The sequence below is a fragment of the Microbacterium sp. AC035 genome, assembly GCF_979258485.1.
Genome location: NZ_OZ409858.1, coordinates 2,609,475 through 2,628,719, shown reverse-complemented (window position 1 = coordinate 2,628,719; position 19,245 = coordinate 2,609,475). Strand labels below are relative to the sequence as shown.

19 protein-coding genes are annotated in these 19,245 nt (G+C 69.6%); 11 read left to right on the top strand and 8 right to left on the bottom strand.

All coding sequences use genetic code 11. The annotated features are described in order from the left end of the window. Position 1: 1 nt before the first annotated feature. Together ACZ0AA_RS12660 and ACZ0AA_RS12655 are read left to right on the top strand one after the other, a co-directional pair. Complete coding sequence (locus ACZ0AA_RS12660; protein ID WP_463513122.1) at positions 2–1,600, top strand: glycoside hydrolase family 43 protein; 1,599 nt, start codon at positions 2–4, stop codon at positions 1,598–1,600. A gap of 94 nt (positions 1,601–1,694) precedes the next feature. After that, complete coding sequence (locus ACZ0AA_RS12655) at positions 1,695–5,519, top strand: carbohydrate-binding protein (protein WP_463513121.1); 3,825 nt, start codon at positions 1,695–1,697, stop codon at positions 5,517–5,519. A gap of 63 nt (positions 5,520–5,582) precedes the next feature. On the opposite strand, the gene ACZ0AA_RS12650 is transcribed toward ACZ0AA_RS12655, so the two are convergent. From ACZ0AA_RS12650 to ACZ0AA_RS12635, 4 genes are all read right to left on the bottom strand, one after another. Beyond that, the gene (locus ACZ0AA_RS12650; RefSeq protein WP_463513120.1) at positions 5,583–6,677 is read right to left on the bottom strand and encodes a LacI family DNA-binding transcriptional regulator; all 1,095 of its coding nucleotides are present in this window, start codon (positions 6,675–6,677) and stop codon (positions 5,583–5,585) included. Positions 6,678–6,763: 86 nt separating this feature from the next. Beyond that, entirely contained in the window at positions 6,764–8,611 is a 1,848-nt protein-coding gene (locus ACZ0AA_RS12645) for an RNA polymerase sigma factor (RefSeq protein ID WP_463513119.1), read from the bottom strand. 162 nt (positions 8,612–8,773) lie between these two features. Beyond that, entirely contained in the window at positions 8,774–8,998 is a 225-nt protein-coding gene (locus ACZ0AA_RS12640) for a multidrug transporter (protein WP_463513118.1), read from the bottom strand. Then, entirely contained in the window at positions 8,985–10,367 is a 1,383-nt protein-coding gene (locus tag ACZ0AA_RS12635; protein ID WP_463513117.1) for an APC family permease, read from the bottom strand. Before ACZ0AA_RS12635 ends, ACZ0AA_RS12640 begins: the two co-directional genes overlap by 14 nt. A 209-nt stretch (positions 10,368–10,576) precedes the next feature. On the opposite strand from ACZ0AA_RS12635, the gene ACZ0AA_RS12630 reads away from it, so the two are divergent. Both ACZ0AA_RS12630 and ACZ0AA_RS12625 read left to right on the top strand, forming a co-directional pair. Further along, a complete protein-coding gene (locus ACZ0AA_RS12630) occupies positions 10,577–11,221 on the top strand; it encodes an MIP/aquaporin family protein (protein WP_400863811.1) in 645 nt (214 codons plus the stop codon). A 140-nt stretch (positions 11,222–11,361) separates the two neighbouring features. Beyond that, positions 11,362–12,033 carry a GOLPH3/VPS74 family protein gene (locus tag ACZ0AA_RS12625; protein WP_463513116.1) on the top strand — a complete coding sequence of 224 codons (672 nt, stop codon included), beginning with the start codon at positions 11,362–11,364 and terminating at the stop codon, positions 12,031–12,033. 32 nt (positions 12,034–12,065) lie between these two features. Here ACZ0AA_RS12625 and ACZ0AA_RS12620 read toward each other — a convergent pair whose 3' ends face one another. Then, positions 12,066–12,815 (bottom strand): DeoR/GlpR family DNA-binding transcription regulator, encoded by a 750-nt coding sequence (locus ACZ0AA_RS12620; protein WP_463513115.1) that lies wholly within the window; start codon positions 12,813–12,815, stop codon positions 12,066–12,068. Between the two features lie 71 nt (positions 12,816–12,886). On the opposite strand from ACZ0AA_RS12620, the gene ACZ0AA_RS12615 reads away from it, so the two are divergent. Then, positions 12,887–13,258 (top strand): DUF4406 domain-containing protein, encoded by a 372-nt coding sequence (locus ACZ0AA_RS12615; RefSeq protein WP_400863820.1) that lies wholly within the window; start codon positions 12,887–12,889, stop codon positions 13,256–13,258. On the opposite strand, the gene ACZ0AA_RS12610 is transcribed toward ACZ0AA_RS12615, so the two are convergent. After that, a complete protein-coding gene (locus ACZ0AA_RS12610) occupies positions 13,255–14,211 on the bottom strand; it encodes an NADP-dependent oxidoreductase (protein ID WP_463513114.1) in 957 nt (318 codons plus the stop codon). The two genes, ACZ0AA_RS12615 and ACZ0AA_RS12610, sit on opposite strands and share 4 nt — an antisense overlap. Positions 14,212–14,291: 80 nt before the next feature. Between ACZ0AA_RS12610 and ACZ0AA_RS12605 the strand changes: the two genes are divergently transcribed. Continuing rightward, positions 14,292–15,107: a suppressor of fused domain protein gene (locus ACZ0AA_RS12605; protein WP_463513113.1), complete on the top strand. Its 816-nt coding sequence runs from the start codon at positions 14,292–14,294 to the stop codon at positions 15,105–15,107. 21 nt (positions 15,108–15,128) lie between these two features. Here ACZ0AA_RS12605 and ACZ0AA_RS12600 read toward each other — a convergent pair whose 3' ends face one another. After that, positions 15,129–16,031 carry an SDR family NAD(P)-dependent oxidoreductase gene (locus ACZ0AA_RS12600; protein WP_463513112.1) on the bottom strand — a complete coding sequence of 301 codons (903 nt, stop codon included), beginning with the start codon at positions 16,029–16,031 and terminating at the stop codon, positions 15,129–15,131. Positions 16,032–16,041: 10 nt separating this feature from the next. Beyond that, positions 16,042–16,617, bottom strand: a complete 576-nt coding sequence (locus tag ACZ0AA_RS12595; protein ID WP_463513111.1) for an isochorismatase family protein — start codon at positions 16,615–16,617, stop codon at positions 16,042–16,044. A gap of 247 nt (positions 16,618–16,864) precedes the next feature. Between ACZ0AA_RS12595 and ACZ0AA_RS12590 the strand changes: the two genes are divergently transcribed. From ACZ0AA_RS12590 to ACZ0AA_RS12570, 5 genes are read left to right on the top strand one after another with little or no spacing between them, the layout of a single operon-like run. Next, positions 16,865–17,389 carry an Asp23/Gls24 family envelope stress response protein gene (locus tag ACZ0AA_RS12590; RefSeq protein ID WP_400863835.1) on the top strand — a complete coding sequence of 175 codons (525 nt, stop codon included), beginning with the start codon at positions 16,865–16,867 and terminating at the stop codon, positions 17,387–17,389. Further along, positions 17,386–17,574 carry a DUF2273 domain-containing protein gene (locus ACZ0AA_RS12585; RefSeq protein ID WP_140038388.1) on the top strand — a complete coding sequence of 63 codons (189 nt, stop codon included), beginning with the start codon at positions 17,386–17,388 and terminating at the stop codon, positions 17,572–17,574. Before ACZ0AA_RS12590 ends, ACZ0AA_RS12585 begins: the two co-directional genes overlap by 4 nt. Further along, positions 17,574–17,969 carry a hypothetical protein gene (locus ACZ0AA_RS12580; RefSeq protein WP_463513110.1) on the top strand — a complete coding sequence of 132 codons (396 nt, stop codon included), beginning with the start codon at positions 17,574–17,576 and terminating at the stop codon, positions 17,967–17,969. The genes ACZ0AA_RS12585 and ACZ0AA_RS12580 overlap by 1 nt, the downstream gene beginning before the upstream one ends. After that, positions 17,966–18,550: a DUF6286 domain-containing protein gene (locus tag ACZ0AA_RS12575; RefSeq protein WP_463513109.1), complete on the top strand. Its 585-nt coding sequence runs from the start codon at positions 17,966–17,968 to the stop codon at positions 18,548–18,550. The genes ACZ0AA_RS12580 and ACZ0AA_RS12575 overlap by 4 nt, the downstream gene beginning before the upstream one ends. After that, positions 18,547–19,161, top strand: coding sequence for a hypothetical protein (locus tag ACZ0AA_RS12570; protein ID WP_463513108.1), 615 nt, complete (start codon positions 18,547–18,549; stop codon positions 19,159–19,161). The genes ACZ0AA_RS12575 and ACZ0AA_RS12570 overlap by 4 nt, the downstream gene beginning before the upstream one ends. Positions 19,162–19,245: the final 84 nt, after the last annotated feature.

Genomic DNA, 19,245 nt, shown 5'->3' with positions numbered 1-19,245 from the left:
CATGGTGCGCAATCCGGTCCTGCGCGGATTCAACCCCGACCCGTCGATCCTGAGGGTCGGCGACGACTACTTCATCGCCACGAGCACGTTCGAGTTCCACCCCGCCGTGCGCATCCATCACTCGACCGATCTCGTGAACTGGACGGTCAGAGGGCACGCGCTCGACGAAGGCTTCGATCTGCGCGGCATCCCCGACTCCGGTGGCGTCTGGGCGCCGAGCCTGTCGCATGCCGACGGCCTGTTCTGGCTCGCGTACTCGATCGTGCGCTCGACGGACGGCGACGACAAGGACATCGACAACTACCTCGTGACCGCCGCGAGCATCGACGGCCCGTGGAGCGACCCGGTGCATCTGGGCTCACGGGGTTTCGACTTCTCGTTCTTCCACGACCTCGACGGAACGCACTGGGTGGTCGGGGTCCAGTGGGACCAGCGGCCGGAGCATCCGTCATTCGGGGGCCTCGTGCTCGAGCAGTATCTGCCCCACGAGAAGCGCACGTCCGGCGAGGCGCGCGTGATCCACCAGGAGCCGACGCTGGTCGAAGGGCCCAACCTCTACCGGATCGGTGACTGGTACCACCTGCTGATCGCGGCCGGGGGCACCGGCTGGAACCACGCCATCACGGTCGCCCGGTCGCGGGATCGCTTCGGACCCTACGAGCGTGACGCGCAGCCGTTCGTGCTGACCAGTCGCGACGCACCGGGCATCCCCCTGCAGAAGGCGGGCCACGGCGAGCTCGTGCAGCTGCCGGACGGCGAGTGGATGCTGGTGCACCTCGCCAGCCGACCGACCCTGCATCTGGGCGAGCGGTACAGCACCCTCGGGCGGGAGACCTGCCTGCAGCGCGTGATGTTCGACGCCGACGGCTGGCTGAGACTGGCGCAGGGCGGGCATCACGCCGCACTCGACGTCGAGCTCAGCGGAGAGGGTGTCGGCCGGGCTGTCGCGACGGGATTCGCCGAGCCGTTCGACGCCCCCCAGCTCGACAGCCGTCGCTGGTCGACCCTGCGCGCCGCGCTCGATCGCGACACCGCCGACGTGACATCCAGACCGGGATGGCTGCGGCTGCGCGGCGGGCACTCGCCGGCATCCGCCTTCGACCAATCGATGATCGTGACCAGGGTCGAGGAGCATCACGCGGTCTTCGAGGCCACTGTCGACGCTGAGCCGAACAGCACGCGCGAACTCGCCGGCCCCATCGCCTGGTATGACCGCAACGGCTGGATAGGACTGCAGCTGACCTGGGACGCCGAGAACGGCCGGCACCTCCGTGTCGTGAGCCGCGACGGATCGCGCACGACGCGTTCGGACGCGGTGGCGGTGCCACACGGGGCCGTTCGGATGCGGATGACCCTCGACGGCCCTGATCTCCGGTTCGCCGTCTCCGCTGTCGACGGCGATCGATGGACCGACGTTCCCGGAACGTTCCCGGCATGGACGCTGTCTGACGACCATGGCGACCGCCTGCGGTTCACGGGGCTGTTCTTCGGCATCCGCGCCGACGACCTCGACGGTCGCGGCTGGTCGGCCGACATCGCCGACGTGTCGCTGCGATACACCGATCCCGGCACTGAAGCCGATCAGGCGGGGGAGGACTGAGCCCCGCTCAGGATTCGGAGATCGTCGCCAAGTCCCCCTGCTTGTGCATGCCCTCGCGCCGTCGCTCGGCGGCGCAGTCACGGAAGAGAGATCGATGAAGATCGAACGACGCAGTATCCGACAGACGATCGCTGCGCTGACTGCCGGCGTGATCGCCCTCAGCGGTGCGCTTCTCGTCGCACCGCCGGCGGCCGCATCCCTCGCGCCCGCGTCCCCGCCTCTTGCGGCCGCAGTGCAGGCGCCGATCCCCGAGATCGTGCAGACAGTGAGCGATGCCGGGTTCACGCACCCCGGCGTCGGCTTCACGGGCGACGATCTCGAGAACATGCGCACCCAGGTGCAGGCCGGTGTCGACCCGTGGGCGAGCTACTACGACGCGATGATCGAGACCCGCTACGCCTCGCGCGACTTCCGGGCCGACAACGCCCAGCCGGGCACCGATACGCCGAAGAACGACGCGTACGCGAGTGCAGGCATGCGGTCGACGGCGCTCAAGGACAGCATCGGCGCCATGACCCAGGCGCTCGAATACGCGGTGACGGGTGACGAGCAGTACCGGGCGAACGCCCTGCACGTGCTGCGCACCTGGAGCAGTCTCGACCCGGCGAAATACGCGTACTTCGCCGACGCGCACATCCACACCGGTGTGCCGCTGTACTACATGCTCATCGCCGCCGAGGTGGTCCGCAGCACGGAGCCGGCGAACGGGAGCCTCGACGGCTACGACCTGCGCTGGACGGATGCCGACGAGCAGCGCATCGAGGCCAACCTGATCCGTCCGGTGCTCGACACGTTCCTGTACTCGAACAACCGGCTGTGGAACCAGCACCTGTATGGCGTGATCGGCATGGTGTCGGCCGCGATCTTCCTCGACGATGCCGACCTCTACGCCGAGCGCGTCGAATGGTTCACGGTCAACGCCGGGTACGAGAGCGAGCACGACCTGTACGGCGGCAATGTCAACGGATCTCTCGCGCAGCTGTTCCGCGAGATCCCGGCCGACGCGCCCGGCAACACGACGGGCGAGCCGTTCGTGCAGCACATGGAGATGCTCCGTGACCAGGCGCACGGCCAGGGCGACGTCGACATCTTCGTCGCCCTCGCCCGCATCGTCGACGCGCAGGGGACGACTCTCGATCCGGTCACCGGCACCGTGTCGGAGGCGACGGATGCCGTCTCGCCCTACAGGTTCCTCGATGACCGCATCCTCGACGGTGCGGACACGTTCTACGCCTTCATGATGGGCGAGGAAGTGCCCTACGTGCCGGCGAACGAGGGTGGCGCGATCTCGCAGGCCTATCGGGGTCGACTGCAGGATCCGCTCAGCGAGGCCTACCTGCAGTACCGCTACGTCGCCGACGTCGATGTCGATGAGGCTGCGCCGCACGTCGCCGAGCTCTATGAGCAGAGGGACGGGCCGCTCTACTACTACGGCACCGGGGTGCAGAACTTCTGGAACGATCGGGGCTCGGACTACACCGGAGCCGAGTACTGGGTCGCCTTCCCCGAGGAGCTCGCCGAGGTCGAAGGGTCGGTGGCGCCGCTCGCGCCGAGCGCCGAGCTGTCTGTGGCGACCTTCGGCACGCCGCTCGGCGACGGTGCCGTGCGTGACGAGGATGCTGACGGGACCTCGTTCATCCGGCTCGAGGCCGATGCGGACGAGGCGAGCCTGGCGGTCCGTCGCGCCGTCTGGGGCGACCGCGCCACGCAGTCGCTGGTCGGCGTGAAGGTGCGCAGCGATGGAACGGCTCGATTGCACGCATCACGGACCGCAGCCGAGACCCCGTTCGCGGAGATCGTGGTTCCCGACACGGGTGGCGAATGGCGCTACGTCTGGTTCGACCTGGCGCTCGCCCAGACCCCCGGCGCGGTGGGCGAGAACATCCTGTTCCTGCAGGCGACCGGGTCGGCTGCTCAGGTCGACGTGGCGGGACTCCTGGCTCAGGCGAACGGCGTCCTGACGCCGCCGCTGTTCGCAGACGCTCCTGCACTCGACGCCGTGCTGGTCGCGGGCGAGCCGTGGACGCGCAGCATTCAGACCACCGATGTCGCCGGCGAGAGCGTCACCCTCGCGTTGCAGGATGCGCCGGCCGGTGTCGTGCTGCAGGGAAGCGAGCTCAGCTGGTCGCCCGAGGAGGCCGCGGATGCCGAGATGACCCTCGCGGCATCCGACGGCACCACGGTGACCGCGCTGCCGGTGATCATCACGGTCGCCGAGAGTCGCGAGGCGGCCATCGACGAGCTGGCCGGCCGCGTCGGCGAGAGCGCCGAGTACACCTCGGCGAGCTGGGCGCGGTTCACCGAGGCGCGCACCGCCTCAGACGAGGGCGCCGGATCTGCGGATGCTGCGACGTTCGCCGCTCTGCTCGAAAGCCTCGGCGATGCCGTCTCAGGCCTGGTGGCGCTCAGCCCCGTGCTTGCGGACGGCACCCTCGACTACCGCTCGCTCGTATCGGCTCCGCCTCTCACCGCCGCACAGCTGGGGGCACTCGCCGACGCAGACAACCAGTCGACGTGGGGCGATCAGCGGGTTCCGAACATCGTGTTCGACTTCGGTTCGGCCTTCCGCGTCGGTGCGGAGAGGTTCGGGTTCCAGGCGAGAGACACCTTCGCCAACCGCGCCGAGGGCACGAACGTCTACGGCTCGAACGACGGTGCGACCTGGACGCTGCTCACCGAGCATCCGAACGCGGGCACAGATGCCGCGATCGAGTGGATCGATGTGCGCAGTGACGTGCGCGATACGACGTTCCGGTTCGTGAAGCTGCAGGTCGATGAGCCGGGAGTCCCGTCGGATCCCGCGTACCCGGGGATCTGGAGCATCGCCGAGCTGCGCATCGACGGCGCGCGCAGCGAGGCGGTGGGGACGATGGATGTCGTGACGATCGCGTCGGCCGATGCGGTGGCCGGCCGCGTGGTCGCCGGCGACAGCGTCGAGCTGACGATCACCGGCCCCGCCGACAACACCGACGTCGAGGTCGCCGTGCTGGGCGCCCCGGCCTCGGTGGCGTCGCCCTCGGCGGGGACATGGATCGCCACGGCGGTCCTCCCGGCGGATGCCGCTCAGGCAGGGCGCGTCGGATTCACCGTCGATTTCTCCACGGCGGACGGCCGTCCGGCCGACACCATCCATGCGACGACCGACGGGTCGACCCTGTTCCTGTCGAGCGACGACGGGCGCATCGACTCGGCGTTCCGTGAAGCGACGGTGCTGCGACCCGACGGCGTGGTCGATGCCGCCTGGACGCAATACACGGCGCGGATGCTCGACGGCAACCCCGCGACGCACTCCGACACCCGGCTCAACTCGGGTCTCTACGGCAACATGTGGGACTTCGGTCCCGACACCACGGTGACGCTGACCGGAGCCGAGCTGCTCGTGCGGCAGGACGGCTACGGCACATCGCGCATCTCGGACATGCGTCTGGAGGGGTCGAACGATCTCGCCACCTGGTCGCGTCTCACGTCGTCGGTGCCGGCGAAGACTCTCGACTGGCAGACATGGTCGGTGCAGGACGACACCGCCTACCGCTACGTGCGGCTCGTCAACGGCCAGATCCTGAACGTCGCCGAGCTGAACCTGTTCGGCACTGTGACGACGGCCCCAGTGGTCGCCGCCTGGGATCCGACCGCGGTCTACGGCGCCGGTGATCAGGTGTCGTACGAGGGCGCGATCTACACGGCGCAGTGGTGGACCAGCACCGTCACCCCGGGCAGCTCGGCGACCGGCTCGTGGATGCAGCAGGGCGCGCTCGTGCCGGCGGCCGGAGACGCCGTGCGCGCGTGGACGGCATCCTCCGTCTACGTCGGTGGCGAAGTGATCGCCCACGACGGACACACGTTCACGGCGAGATGGTGGACGCGAAACCAGGAACCCGGTGATGCGAACGGCCCGTGGGACGACCTCGGCGCTTACTGATCGGATGGAGGGGCGCCGTGACCGGACTCCGGTCGCGGCGCGCCGCTCGCCCGCCGACCCGGCTCAGTCGGCGGCGCGCACCGGCCCGGTGGACCCTCGGACGATCAGCTCGCCGGGGAGGACCACTGGCCCGTCATAGGGATGGCCGACGGCGATGCGCCCGGCCAGCTCGCCCACGTCGTGGAACGGCGCCCGCACGGTCGTGAGCGACGGCGTCAGATCGGCGACCAGCTGCATGTCGTCGAAGCCGACGACCGAGACCCGCTCAGGAATCGCGATTCCCTCGGCGTGCAGGGCGCGGCACACGCCCACGGCCATGATGTCGGTCTGGCAGACGATCGCCGTGACGTCGGGGTGGCTCTCGAGGAACTCGAGCGTCGCGGCTGCGGCGTCATCCGAGGTGTTGCCGCTGCGCACCGCGAGGGCCTCGTCGAAGTCGATGCCGGCATCGGCCAAGCCGTCGTGGTACCCGAGGAAGCGCTGGTGCGGCGTGGTCATGTCGTCGAGTGAGCCGATGAACGCGATGCGACGGTGGCCGAGCCCCACGAGATGCTCGACGCCGCTGCGCACGCCCCCGCGGTGGTCGTAGTCGATCGAGGCGATGTGCGGATGATGGGGGAGCGCGGCGCGACCGCACAGGATCAGCTGCGCGCCGACGCGCGCCAGGGTCGCCGAGTATCGCTGCGCCCGCTCCTCGAACTCCTCGGTCGCCGGGGTCGAGCCGACGAGAAGGACGGCGGCGACCCGCTGCTCGCTCAGGGTCTCTATCAGGGCGGCTTCGCGATCGACGTCGCCGCCGGTCGTGCACATCGTGAACAGGTGGCCGTTGGCCGTCGCGACGTCCTCGGCCCCACCGGCCATGGACGCGAAGGTCGGACCCACCATGATGCTCGACACGAAGGCGATGCTGCGCCGGCCGACGCCCATCATCGAGCGGGCGAGGCCGTTCACGACGTAGCCGAGCTCCTCGGCAGCGGCGAGAACCCGCGCGTGGCTCGCCGACTTGCCTGCGGCCCGCCCGGCGAGCACGCGCGAGGCGGTCGCACGCGAGACTCCCGCGGCCTTGGCGACCTCGGCGAGAGTCGCACCGCCGCCTCGCTCGGGCCCTGGAGTCGCGTTGCGACGGATGGGCGGGTCGTCGTCGAGAGAGGTGGTCACACAGGGAATCTATCGCGATGGCGGCGTGGGAGCGTGGTGATCCGCAACTAGTTCCGGTTCCGGCTTCTCGACTTCCGGGCAGGTGGTCACTTGCCGCCGGGGGTGACGACCACGGCGTACTCGGCGCCGGGCCCCGTGCGGCCCGACTCCACATCGACGTAGCGCAGGGTCAGCAGGTGGAATCCGAGGTGGATGTCGGGGATGTAGTCGTCGGAGGTCACCTCGTCGATGGCGATGAGATGAGGGTTCACGACGCCGTCGACGGCGACCTGCACCCATCCGCCCGGAATCCCCTCGAGGGTGACGAGCGCGTCGTCCCGCTCGCCGTCGGCGTCGGCATCCGCCCCGTCGAGGTGGATGCGCGACTGCCCGCCGGAGATGACCGGCACCGGGAACGAGAGGGGGCCCATCGGCTCGCTGAGCTCGACCTCGCCGGCGGGCGACGTGTGCTGCGCGGTGAGGATCATGCCCTGCCGGAGGTCGCCGCCCGCGACTGTGATCACGAAGACGCCCTCATCGTCGACGAGCACCTCGGCGAGGACTGCGCCGAGCTCGTCGAGCATGGCGACCGTGCTTCCGGGGATGCCGGTGCCGCGCGCAGAGACCGCCAGCGGGTTGCTCGTGTCCCATCCGCCCGGCTCGAGGCCGAACGCGTACGGGGTATCGACCGGTGGGGTATCGACCGGTGGGGTTTCGGCGGGTGGCTTCCCGGCCGGGGGAATGTCCACCGGGGGAATGTCCACCGGAGGAATCGCTGCGGCCGGCGGAGTCGCGGGGCGACTCTCCGATGACGGGACCTCGCGGTCAGGCGAGGTCGGCGAGGTCGTGTCGACGATCGGTTCGAGGGTGGGCTCGACGGGAGCGGGAACGAGCGGCGGTGCAGGAGGGGACACGGGCGGCGGCGTCGGAGGAGTGTCGACCTGCGTCGAGGATGGCGCACCGGGCGTCGGGTCGACGGGGTGGGCGACGGGTCCGGAGGCTTCGCCGCGGTCGGCGCCCGGGAGGGGCTGCGTCCAGGGGGCGGCGATCGCCACTGCGACCGTGGCCGCGAGTGCGACCGCGCTGCCCGCGGCGATCCCGATGGTGAGGACTCGCCGGGATCGCAGGGCGGCCGATGGTCCGATGACGGCTGCGCTCGCGGCGGCACCGGGTTCGAGCGCCGCATAGGCCGCGGCGCCGGCGCTGCCGAGCGCGAGGGGCAGGAGCACCGCACGCAGCTTGGACGAGGCCGTGTCGACGTCTCGAGCGATGATCGTGCACCCGGCGCACCCCTCGAGATGGGTCTCGAGACGCGGACGCTCGTGTCGACTGACCGGTCGGCGTGTGCGGCGAACGAGTCGCCCGCACGCCCAGCGACACTCTTCGGGACGGGAGGGATCGGCGATGAGCGCGTCGAGCCACGCGTGACGGAATCCGTCTCGTGCGCGCAGGGCGAGGGCGGATACGGCGTTCGGGGTGAGCCCCATCAGCGGCGCGATCTCTCGCGGTTTCATGCCCTCGACCTCGAGATACCAGAGCAGTGTGCGGTGGTTCTCGGGCAGGTTCTTGAAGGCGGCGGCGAGCATCGTCTTGTCCGACAGCTGCTCGATCGCATCGGGACCCTCGTCTGGGATCTCCTCGATGAACTCGATGGGGATGTCCTTCTGCTTGCCGCCCCATGTCGCCGCAGCGTTGCGAATGGCGGCATACAGATAGGCGCGGAAGCCGTCGGTCGGTCCGCCCCCGTTCTGCATCGCGCTGAAGGTCTTCGTGAAGGCCTCGCTGACGAGGTCGTCCGGGTCGATCGAGCGGGTCACCGCACGGGCCGCACGGAGTCCCGCCTCGGAGTGCCGCTGCCACAGCACGGCGAACGCCTTGGCGTCTCCATTGCGTGTCGCGTCGGCGAGCTCGGCGTCAGACCTCGTGTCAGTGCCCTGATCTGCGGTGATGCTCATGGCTTCCCCCCGACCGTGGTGACGACAACCGGGCCGCCGGCCTCGAGGTCGAAGAAGCGACCTCGTCGTCAGCCTACGCGCAGAGTTTGCTTTCCCGCGAGCACCTGTGATATATCGGCATTCCTGTGGGGAGGGCCGAGCGGGGACTGCGCCCCGCGCCGATCACCGACCGGGTTCGTCGTCGGTCTCGACTCCAGGACCGGGGCCGGGGCGCACCGCAGCATCCGGGACGATGTCGATGCGGGTGTTGCCGTCGTGCTCCGAGACCTCGATGCGAGGGGCGGCGTCGGCTTCGGTCGCGTCGGGGGCCGAGGTCAGCTGATCGTGACGCTTCTCCTCGCTGGTCATCGCGTCGTCGGCGTCGGGGGTGATGTCAGGCGTGCTCATGGTTCTCCTTCGTGGTGGTGGATGAGGGGTCTGTGTCACTGCTGCGGCTCGCGGTGCGGTGTCGGCCCCAGCGGGTGAGCAGGTAGAGGAGGCCGCCGACCGCCAGCAGGATCGCACCGAACAGCCAGACGATGGGACGCTGCTGGGTCAGCAGCAGGATGCACGACGCGATGCCCAGCACCGGGATGACCGTCCAGATGCGGAAGTGGTCGTGCTCCACTCGGTCGCGTCGCAGCACGAGCACCGAGACGTTGACACTGAGGAAGACGATCAGCAGCAGCAGGACGACGGTCTCGGCGAGCGTCGCCAGGTCTCCGACCAGCGTCAGGCCCATCGCGACGAGGGTGGTGGTGAGGATCGCCACCCAGGGGGTCTTGCGCTTCGGAAGCACCCGACCGAGCACCGCGGGCAGCAGGTTCTGCTCGGCCATCCCGTAGGTCAGACGGCTGACCATGATCATCGTCAGCAGTGCGCCGTTGGCGACGGCGATCAGCGCGATCAGGCTGAACAGCCACGACGGGATGCTGGCGCCCGCGGCCTCGACGACCGAGAGCAGCGGGCCGCTCGACTCCTGCAGCTCGGATGCCGGCAGCGCGATCGAGCTCGCGACGCCCACCAGCACGTACACCGCTCCGGCGGTGAAGAGGGCGCCGAAGAGCGCTCGGGGGTAGGTGCGCCGCGGGTCCTTGACCTCTTCGATCATGTTCGCCGAGGTCTCGAAACCGACGAAGGAGTAGTACGCGATGACCGCCCCGCCGAGAACGGCCACGGCGACGGGAGTCCCCTCCGGTGTCTGAGTGAGCCGGGAGGCGTCGCCGCCGCCACCCGCGACGAACATGCCCACCACGACGATGACGATCACGAGTCCGCTCAGCTCGATCGCCGTCATCACCAGATTCGCGCCGAGCGACTCGCGGATGCCGCGGGCGTTGAGCGCTCCGACGATGGCGAGGAAGACGATCGCGACGGGGATGGTCGGCAGGTCGAAGAACGTGCCCAGATAGTCGCCGGCGAAGGCGATCGCCAGACCGGCAGCGCTCGTCACGCCCGCCGCGAGCATGCTGAATCCGACCAGGAACGACACGATCGGGCTGTGGAAGGCGCGCTCTGCGAAGACCGACGCCCCGCCCGCGCGCGGGTACTTGGTGACGAGTTCGGCGTACGAGCCCGCGGTCAGCAGGGCGAGCAGCAGGGCGAGCAGCAACGGCGCCCACAGCATCCCGCCGACCTTCTCGGAGAGGACTCCCATCAGCGCGTAGATCCCGGCGCCGAGCACGTCGCCGAGGATGAAGGCGAACAGAAGAGGGCCGGTGATGGCGCGTCGCAGGCGGGTGGGCTCCGCGTGCGACGTGGGGGCGTCGGAGGTCATCCTGGCACCGTACGGACACCCCGTCGCGGTGGCGACGGGGTTGACAGGGCCCGATATGCCACTCAGCGGTTTCACAGGGAGACCGCGCGTCGATCGAGCTGCCGTGGCCGCTGTCGCTATATTCGGGGGCGTCATCGGAGGGTGCGTCGGCTGGAGTGCGCAGGCGGACGGGGGTCGCCTTCCATCACCTCTCAGAAAAGAGCACTCTCATGTCCGGTACTCCACGCAAGGCGCTCGCCGAAGCGATCGCCACCTTCCTCTTCGTCCTCACGATCATCGCAGCGGTCAACAGCGAGAGCCCGCTGACCCCGCTCGCGATCGGTTTCACGCTCGCCGTGCTCGTCTTCTCGACGGGTCACATCTCGGGCGCTCACCTCAACCCGGCGGTCTCCGTCGGCGTCTTCCTTCGCGGCGGCCTCAGCGTCGTCGACTTCATCGCCTATCTCGTGGCGCAGTTCGTCGGCGGCGCGCTCGCCGCACTGGTCAGCTTCGCCGTGTGGCCCGCCGGTGGCGAGGCCATGGTCGTCGAGGTGGGCCCGGCGTTCTTCGTCGAGGCTCTCTTCACGCTGATCCTCGTCTGGGTCGTGCTCAACACCGCGACCTCGAAGGACACCGAGGGCAACTCGTTCTACGGGCTCGCGATCGGTGCCACGGTGTTCGTCGGCGCGGCGACCGTCGGCTCGATCTCCGGCGGCGGCTTCAACCCGGCAGTCGCCCTCGGCCTGTCGGTCGGCGGATACTTCGACTGGGCGTCGCTGTGGCTCTACATCGTCGCCCCTGTCGTCGGCGCAGTCATCGCGGCCCTGCTCTTCCGCGTGCTCAACGCGGACGATGCGAAGAAGATCGGCGCGTAACACTCTCCCTCGAACGCCGCGTCCTCTCCGGGGGCGCGGCGTTCGTGCGTCGGTGCGCTGCTGTTCCGGTCGCGCTCCGGCATCCGAAGTCATCCGTCCGGGGGATGCCGAGCCGCGAGATCCCGTCATAGCGTGGATGCATGCTGATCGTCGAAGAACTCCATATGCTGCTTCTCCGGCCCGATGGCCGCGTCGAGAGCGCGGTGAGTGTGAACCGCCTCTACGGCGAGGTCGCCGCCGTCATCGTCGACCTCGCCCTGCACGGTCGCGTATCGGTGTCGAGCGAGAAGAACCCGGTCGTCGAGATCGTGTCGACCGAGCCGACCGGCAATCCGATCCTCGACACGACGCTGCAGCGCCTCGTGCCGCTGCGCGGCAAACGACTGCAGTCGCTCGTCGTCCGGCCCAAGCTCGATCCGCTGGAGGTCGTGGTCGAGTCGCTCGTCGTGCAGGGTGTGCTCGTTCGCGGAGAGCGCGGGTTCTTCGGCTGGGGGGCGGCGCGCACTCCCGAATCCGACTCCACGCCCGAGCAGGCGCTGCGCTCGCGGCTCGCCGCGGTCCTCGCCGGAACCGGGGCTCCGACCCAGGCCGATCTGGCGCTGCTGTCGATCCTGCAGAACCTGAACTCCGCGCATGCGATCCTGCGTGACGAATGCGGCGGGCTGTCGGCGCGAGACCTCAAGAAGCGGATCGAGCAGCTCACCGCAGGGTCACCGGCGGGGGACGCCGTCGCCAAGGCCGTCAACGACGCGATCGCCGCTGCCATGGTGGCCATCATGACCCCGACGATCGTGGCGGCGACCATCACCTGACGGGCGGTCGGCTGTGCCCGCCTGACGAGCGGTCAGCGCAGCACGGCCACGCGCACCGCGAGCTCCTCGATAGCGGGGTTCGGGTCGAGGGGGTCGACGACGACGCCCGCGACCGCGTCGAGGTCGAGCACCGGATACCGCGAGGTCGCGCCGATCTTCTCTTCGCTGCCGAGCACATAGGTCTGCGTGCTGCGGGCGGCGATCGCACGTTTGGTGGCGGCGTCGTCGAGGTTGCCGGTGGTCAGGCCGCGCTCTGGATCGATGCCGGTGGCACCCACGAAGAAGAGATCGGCCGCGAGATGCTGCATCGCCTCCATGGCGAGCGGGCCGCTCGTCACCATCGAGAAGCGAGCGAGCTCTCCGCCGATGATCACGATGCGGGCATCGGAGTGCTCTGCGGCCGCGAGGGCGATCGCCGGGCTGGGTGTGATCACGGTCAGCTCGGCGCCGTGCGGCAGCATCCGGGCCATCGCGAGAGTCGTGGTGCCGGCGTCCAGCACGATCGTCGCACCCGGCGAGATCACCTCGACGGCGCGGCGGGCGACTCGCTCCTTGCTCTCGGTCGCGAGCGCGGCCCGCTGGTCGACGGGGCGGTCGGCCGGTGGAATCGGCAGAGCGCCGCCGTAGACCCGCACCATCTCACCGGCATCGGCGAGTTCGCGGAGGTCGCGGCGGATGGAGTCCTCCGAGACGCCGAGATCGGCGGCGACATCCTTCGCCACCACGCGGCCGTGTCTGCGCAGGATCTCCCGCAGATGGTCTTTGCGCTGCGCACCCAGCATCACGACTCCTCAGAAACTTGTTCATTCACGAAGTTGCACGTTCTTGCACGGTTAACGTTACAGTCTTCTCCATGACAACTCCACTTCTGATTCTGATTGCCGGCCCCTATCGCTCGGGAACCGGCGGCGATCCCGTCCTCATCGCCCGCAACCTCGAACGACTCGAGGAGGCGGCGGCACCCATCCACCGTCTCGGTCACGTGCCGATGATCGGCGAATGGGTCGCCCTGCCGATCCTCCGCGGCATGTCCGAGACGGATGCCGCCGACGGCGACGTCATGTACGAGACCGCCCACCGACTGCTGCAGCACTGCGATGCCGTGCTGCGGCTGCCCGGCGATTCCGCCGGCGCCGACAAGGACGTCGAGATCGCACTCGAGCGCGGTCTGCCCGTGTATCGGTCGATCGACGAGATCCCCGCCAGGGCGGCCGACGCCGCCTAGACGGCCGTCGCGTCCGTCACGACCACGATCTTGCCGGTCGCATGACCCTCGATGGATCGGGCGTACGCGGCACGGACGTTCTCGAGCGGGTGCACCGAGTCGATCGGCAGCTCGATCGTGCCGTCGGCCAGCAGCTCCGCGATCATCGCGAGCTCTGCTGTGCCGGCGGCCGATCCGCCGACGCCCCGCACCGGATGCCGTGTGCGAGCCTCGTAGTCGGCGACCGTGTTGATGCGCTCGGGCGGAACGCCGAGCGCGAGCGCGAGGTCGACCGTGCCGTGGCCGACCGTGTCGAGCACGACGGTCGGCCCGTCGGGGGCGGCGGTGCGGAGGTCGTCCGCCATCCCCTCCCCGTATGCGAGGGGATGGATGCCCAGTCTCCTCAGCAGCTCATGATTGCGCGGGCTCGCGGTGCCGAGCACTCTCGCACCTCGCACGACGCACAGCTGCGCGGTCAGGATGCCGACGCCTCCGGCTGCCCCGCTCACGAGCACCACGTCGTCGGGCCCGATGCTCTGCGACTCGACGCTCGCCACGGCGGTGCGTCCGACCACGTTGAGCGCGCCCGCGATGACGAGGGGCAGCCGATCAGGAACCCGCACCAGAAGCGTCGGATCGATCACCAGGTGGTCGGCCTGCGCGTGGAAGCGGAGACCGCCGAAGACGCGATCGCCGAGGCGCCAGCCCTCGACGTCGGATCCGACCTCGTCGATGGTTCCCGCGAAGTCGTATCCGTTGCCGGAGGGCAGCGAGCGCTCGTACGGATCGTGCATCGGTCGACCGCTGAAGAGCTTCCAATCGACGGGGTTCACTCCCGCAGCGACGACTCGGACGCGCACCTCGTCGCGCCCCGGCAGGGGAACCGGTCTCGTGTCGATCTCGAGCACCTCCGGTCCGCCGAAGCGGCGGAACACGACCCGCCTCGATGCGGCGTCCTGGGGTTCAGAGATCATGCGCCCAGCCTAGGAGCGCGTTCGGCCTCGAGGGTCGGCTGCCGTTGCGACCGTCGACGGAGGCCTGTGAGACTGGGGCGATGACCGATGGCATGGAGTTTCCCCGACACGTCTTCGATTCGCTCGGCGCCGATCCCGTCGCCTGGGAAGACCGCATCGGCGGCGCGATCCGCGTGGTCGAGAAGAGCCCGCCGGGCGGACCCATCACGATCATGACGTCGGGGGCGTCGCTGATGCCCACCGACTCGGGTGAGCGCGTCGAGCTGGCCGTCGAAGTGCTGGACGGCCAGCAGGGTGCGGCTCGCATCGCGCTGGGTATCGTCTGCGACGACATCGCGACGAACAGGCGCGTGCCCCCGATCGGCGCTCCCTGGCGAAACAGCGAGCCGTTCCTCACCGGCACCCGCATCTCGGCGATCATGGTGAGTCCGTCGCGCTGGGGCGCATCGTTCGACGAGGTGCGGTCGGACGACGGCACCCTGGTCGGCCATGTGCGCACTCTCCGGATGCTGACGGATGCCGAGGCGGCGTTCGCGTCTGCCCAGGGGTGGGACGCACTGGTCGCCGCGGCAGGATCCGTCGACGCCCTGCTCGACGTCACACGAGACGACTCGGTCTCAGCCCCTGGACTGGCCGGCAACGCGCCGGTCTTCCTCTCGAAGCTGCACGCCGAGCATCCGCCGCGATGGGTCACCTTCACGGGGCGCGACCTGCAGTCCGTGACCGGGCTCGAGTCGGAGGCCTACATGAACGATTCCTCCAACCATGAGGTGTGGTCGGTCGACTCGTTCCTCGCTCGCTTCCCGTGGGTCTCCGGCTTCGTGCGGGAGGCGAAGCCCGGCCAGACCGGGATGTTCACCGACGCCTCCGGCGCCTACGTGCTCGAGGCGGACTGAGCCGCACCGACGCCGCGCCGCTCAGATCCTGAAGCGGACGTCGGCCGCGTGCTCTGCGACGGCCCACAGTTCGGCCCCGACGTCGACCGAGCGCACCTGCTCACTGGCGGAGACCCGCTTCGGTGCCCCGCGGAACTCCAGCAGCCCGCCGGGGCCCCAGTAGTCGCCGCCGGTGGCATCTGCCGCGACCGCCGCGTGGACGATCGGCGCGGCCCCGGCATCCTTGCCCTGCACGAGCGGGCGGCTCAGCGCGGCGAGAGCCCGCCCCGCTCCCGACACTTCGGCGAGGCCGTCCCGGTGCGGTGTGAGGGGGTCGACCGCATAGCCGGGATGCGCGCACAGCGCGGAACGCGCCGTGCCCCGCCACCGGCGGTTCAGCTCGAACGCGAATGCCATCAGGGCGGCCTTCGATCGACCGTACTGGCGCAGCGAGGGTCCGGTCCATGGCTGCGAGAGCGTGGCGGGAGCGATCTCGGCGAAACGGTGCGCCAGCGACCCCACCGCCACGACCCGCGCGTCGTCGGCGAGCACGTCACCGAGCTGCGCGAGCAGCGCGAAATGCCCGATGAAGTTCGTGCCCACCATCAGGTCGAGGCCGTCGGCGGTGCGGGCGCTGCGATCCGCGGCTTTCACTCCGGCGTTGCAGATCACCGCGTCGAGGCGCTCTCCGACGGATGCCGCGGCGGTGGCGATGCTCGAGAGCGACCCGAGATCGACCGGCACGACATCGAGGTCGGCGTCGGGCACCTGCGCGCGGATCGACGACACCGCGACCTCGGCGCGCTCCGCCGACCGGCATCCGAGCAGCACCCTCGCGCCGTGCCGGGCGAGGATCTCGGCGCACCAATAGCCGATGCCGGCGTTCGCCCCTGTCACGAGGATCGTGCGGCCGGCGAGGTCGGGGAGCGCGAGCGAGGAGGCCATGCCCTCCAACCTAGGCCGAGACGCCCACCCGGTCGGCCGTGCGGATGACGGTCGCGAATCCGCGTGCGGAGAGGATGCTCTCGGTGCGCTGCATGATCGCGTCGCCCGAGACGGCAGCGAGTCCGTCGTTCGCCTCGATCGCCGAAGTCGTCGTGGCATCCGTCACGAACTCCACCGTGAATCCGAGGTCGGCCGCCATCCGAGCCGTCGTCTCGCAGCACTGCTCGGTGCGGATGCCGCAGACGACGAGCCGTCCGACGCCGAGGCGCCGGAGCTGATCCTCGAGATCGGTCGAGGTGAACGCGTTGACGGTGGTCTTGGTCACGGCGATCTCGTCGCTCTGCGGATCGAGATCTGAGATCACTCGGACGAATCCGTTGGCCGGGTCGAACACCCCTCCGCTGCCGGGCTCGGAGTGCGTGACCCACACGACCGCGTCTCCCACACGCCGTCCGTGGGCGACGAGCTGCGAGATGTTGTCGATGGCACCCGGGTTGGCGGTGGCCGCCCACTCGTCGGGCCGCTGGCGGAAGGACTCCTGGGCGTCGATGACGAGCAGGGCGGTGGCGGGCGAATCGCGGTTCATCCGACAATCCTCGCGGTCGAGGGCGGAGCCGGCCAGACCGGGAGCGGTCAGACGTCGCGCGAATCCCGCCGACATCGGCACGGCTCGGGCCCGCTCGTGCGGGCACCCGCCGCCGTGGGGCGTGCCTTCGCGACGAATCTGTGACGAATGCGCACCCTCACTCGTCCTATCTGTGAGCGACCAACACGCTCCCGGTGAGATCGGATCGGTCTCGCAGCCGGCATCCGCTTCAGGCAAAGGAATCGACATGGCAACTCAGGACCAGAACACCCCCACCAGCCCCGCCGAGAAGGAGCTGTCGCAGACCTCCGCAGCGCCGAAGCCGGCCGCATCCGCCTCGCGGGTCGACCGCAGCTCGAGCTTCTCGACGTCGCGCATCCCCGCCGATTCGGACGCCGCGGGCAAGACCACGATCGCCGATGGAGTGGTGGCGAAGGTCGCCGGCATCGCCGCGCGTGAGGTTCCCGGCGTGTTCGCACTCGGCGGCGGCGGAGCACGCGCCTTCGGCGCGATCCGTGACGCCGTCAACGCGACCGACCTCTCTCAGGGCGTCAAGGTCGAGGTCGGCGAGACGCAGGCCGCCGCAGACCTGACGATCGTCGTCGAGTACCCCGCGCCCATCCAGGAGGTCGCGAGCAACGTCCGCGCCGCCGTCGCCGGTGCGATCAGCCGCCTCGTGGGTCTCGAGGTCGTCGAGGTCAACGTCGAGGTCAACGACGTGCACGTGCCCGGCGACGACAGCAACGAGAACGAGGAGTCGCGAGTCTCATGACCCCCACCACCACCGGCGCGCTGATCGGAGCGCTCCTGGCCCTCGCAGCTCTGCTGTTCGGGTTCTGGGGCTTCCTCCTCATGGCCCTGTTCGCAGGCATCGGCGCGATCATCGGCCGGATCGCCTCCGGCAAGCTCGACGTCCGCGGTCTCGCAGACGCGTTCACGGGGCGGCGCACCTCCTGATGCGCATCGACCAGAACCTCGCCACCGGTGGCGGCTCCTCGCGAGTCGCCACCGGAGAGACCACCGTCCCTGGGCGCATCGACGTGAAAGAGCGCGTCTACCGCACGGTCACCGAACAGGCGTCCGCAACCCTGATCGGTGTGCCGCGTGGTGACGTGAAGGTCGATGTCGCCGAACACCCCGGAGGAATAGCGGTGCGCATCGCGACGCCGCTGCCGATCCCCGATCTCGACGACACCGCCGCGATCGCCCAGACCGTCCCCGTGCTCGACCGCGCCCGTCAGCTGCAGGAGCAGTTGCAGCAGCGTCTGACCGGCCTTCTCGGACGCGACGTCACCCGCATCACCCTCACCATCACTGGTGCCACCATCCCAGAGAGGAGACGAGTGCGATGAGCACACCAGTTCTGCGTCGCGTCGTCCGACGCGAGACGCATTCACCGCGCACTGTCGCGATGTTCGTCGCGGTCGTCCTCCTCATCCTCGCCCTGGCGTACATCGGGCTCGAGATCGTGCTGAGCCTCGCTGCCCAGCCGGCCCTCCTGCTCGGACCCGCCGCCGCCGGCGGATGGCTGGTGGGTCTGCCTACCGCCCAGCCGGCGGGGCTCGTGATCGCGGGCAGCGTCGTGCTGGCTCTGATCGGGATCATCTTCGTGGTCCTGGCCGTCACCCCGGGCCGTCTGTCCAAGCACACCCTCGAGTCCGGGGACCGTGCGGTCGTGGTCGACAACGGCGTGATCGCCAGCGCTCTCGCTCAGCACCTCTCCGAGGAGACGGGCCTGGCTCGCGACAGCATCACGGTCGGGGTCGGCCATCGCAGCGTCGACGTCACCGTGCGCCCGGGAGCGGGCATCCCGCTCGACAGGAATGCGGTGCAGTCGGCCGCCGAGGCCGAGTTGCAGACCTACCGCCTGACGCGCAGCGTCCGCACCAGGGTGCGGGTCGAGCGTCCGAACGAGAAGGAAGACGAGCTGTGAACAACACCAACCGTGCGCTGAACCGCACCCTGCTGCTCATCATCGGCCTGCTCTTCCTCGGTCTCGGAGCGCTCGGCATCGCCATCATGAGCTGGCCCGCCGCGACCGACATCTGGACGTCGGGCGGCGAGGGGGCGCGCTCCTGGCTCGACCAGGCGATCGCCGCCACGGCGATCGCGGGCGGCAGCCTCTCGTGGATCGGAATCGGCGCGGTCGCGGCGATCCTCGTCGTGATCGTGCTCCTGATCCTCGCGCTCACCAGCGTCGCAGGTCGCCGGTCGAAGACCGCGTTCCGCTCGACCGGAGCACAGAACCCCCTCGGTCGGGTCACCGTCACGGAGTCGTTCGTCTCGGATGCCGTGAAGAACTCGCTCGCCACCCGCGGCGAGATCCTCTCGGCGCAGGTCACGGCGAACGACATCCGCCACCAGCCGGTGCTGCACGTCGCGGTCACGCCTCGGCAGAACACCGACCCCCGAGAGCTGGTCGACCATGTCGATCGGCTGCTCACCAACCTCGCCACCCTGACCGGGCGCGACACCGAGACCTATGTCTCCATCCACACCGGCCTGCGTGCGCGTCTCGCCCACGATCAGCGTCGTCTGTCGTGAACCAGAGACTGATCGTCGGTCGCGTACTGCAACGACGATAAGACGGCGGGGATCCCCCCGTCGTCACGATCACCCTCACGAAAG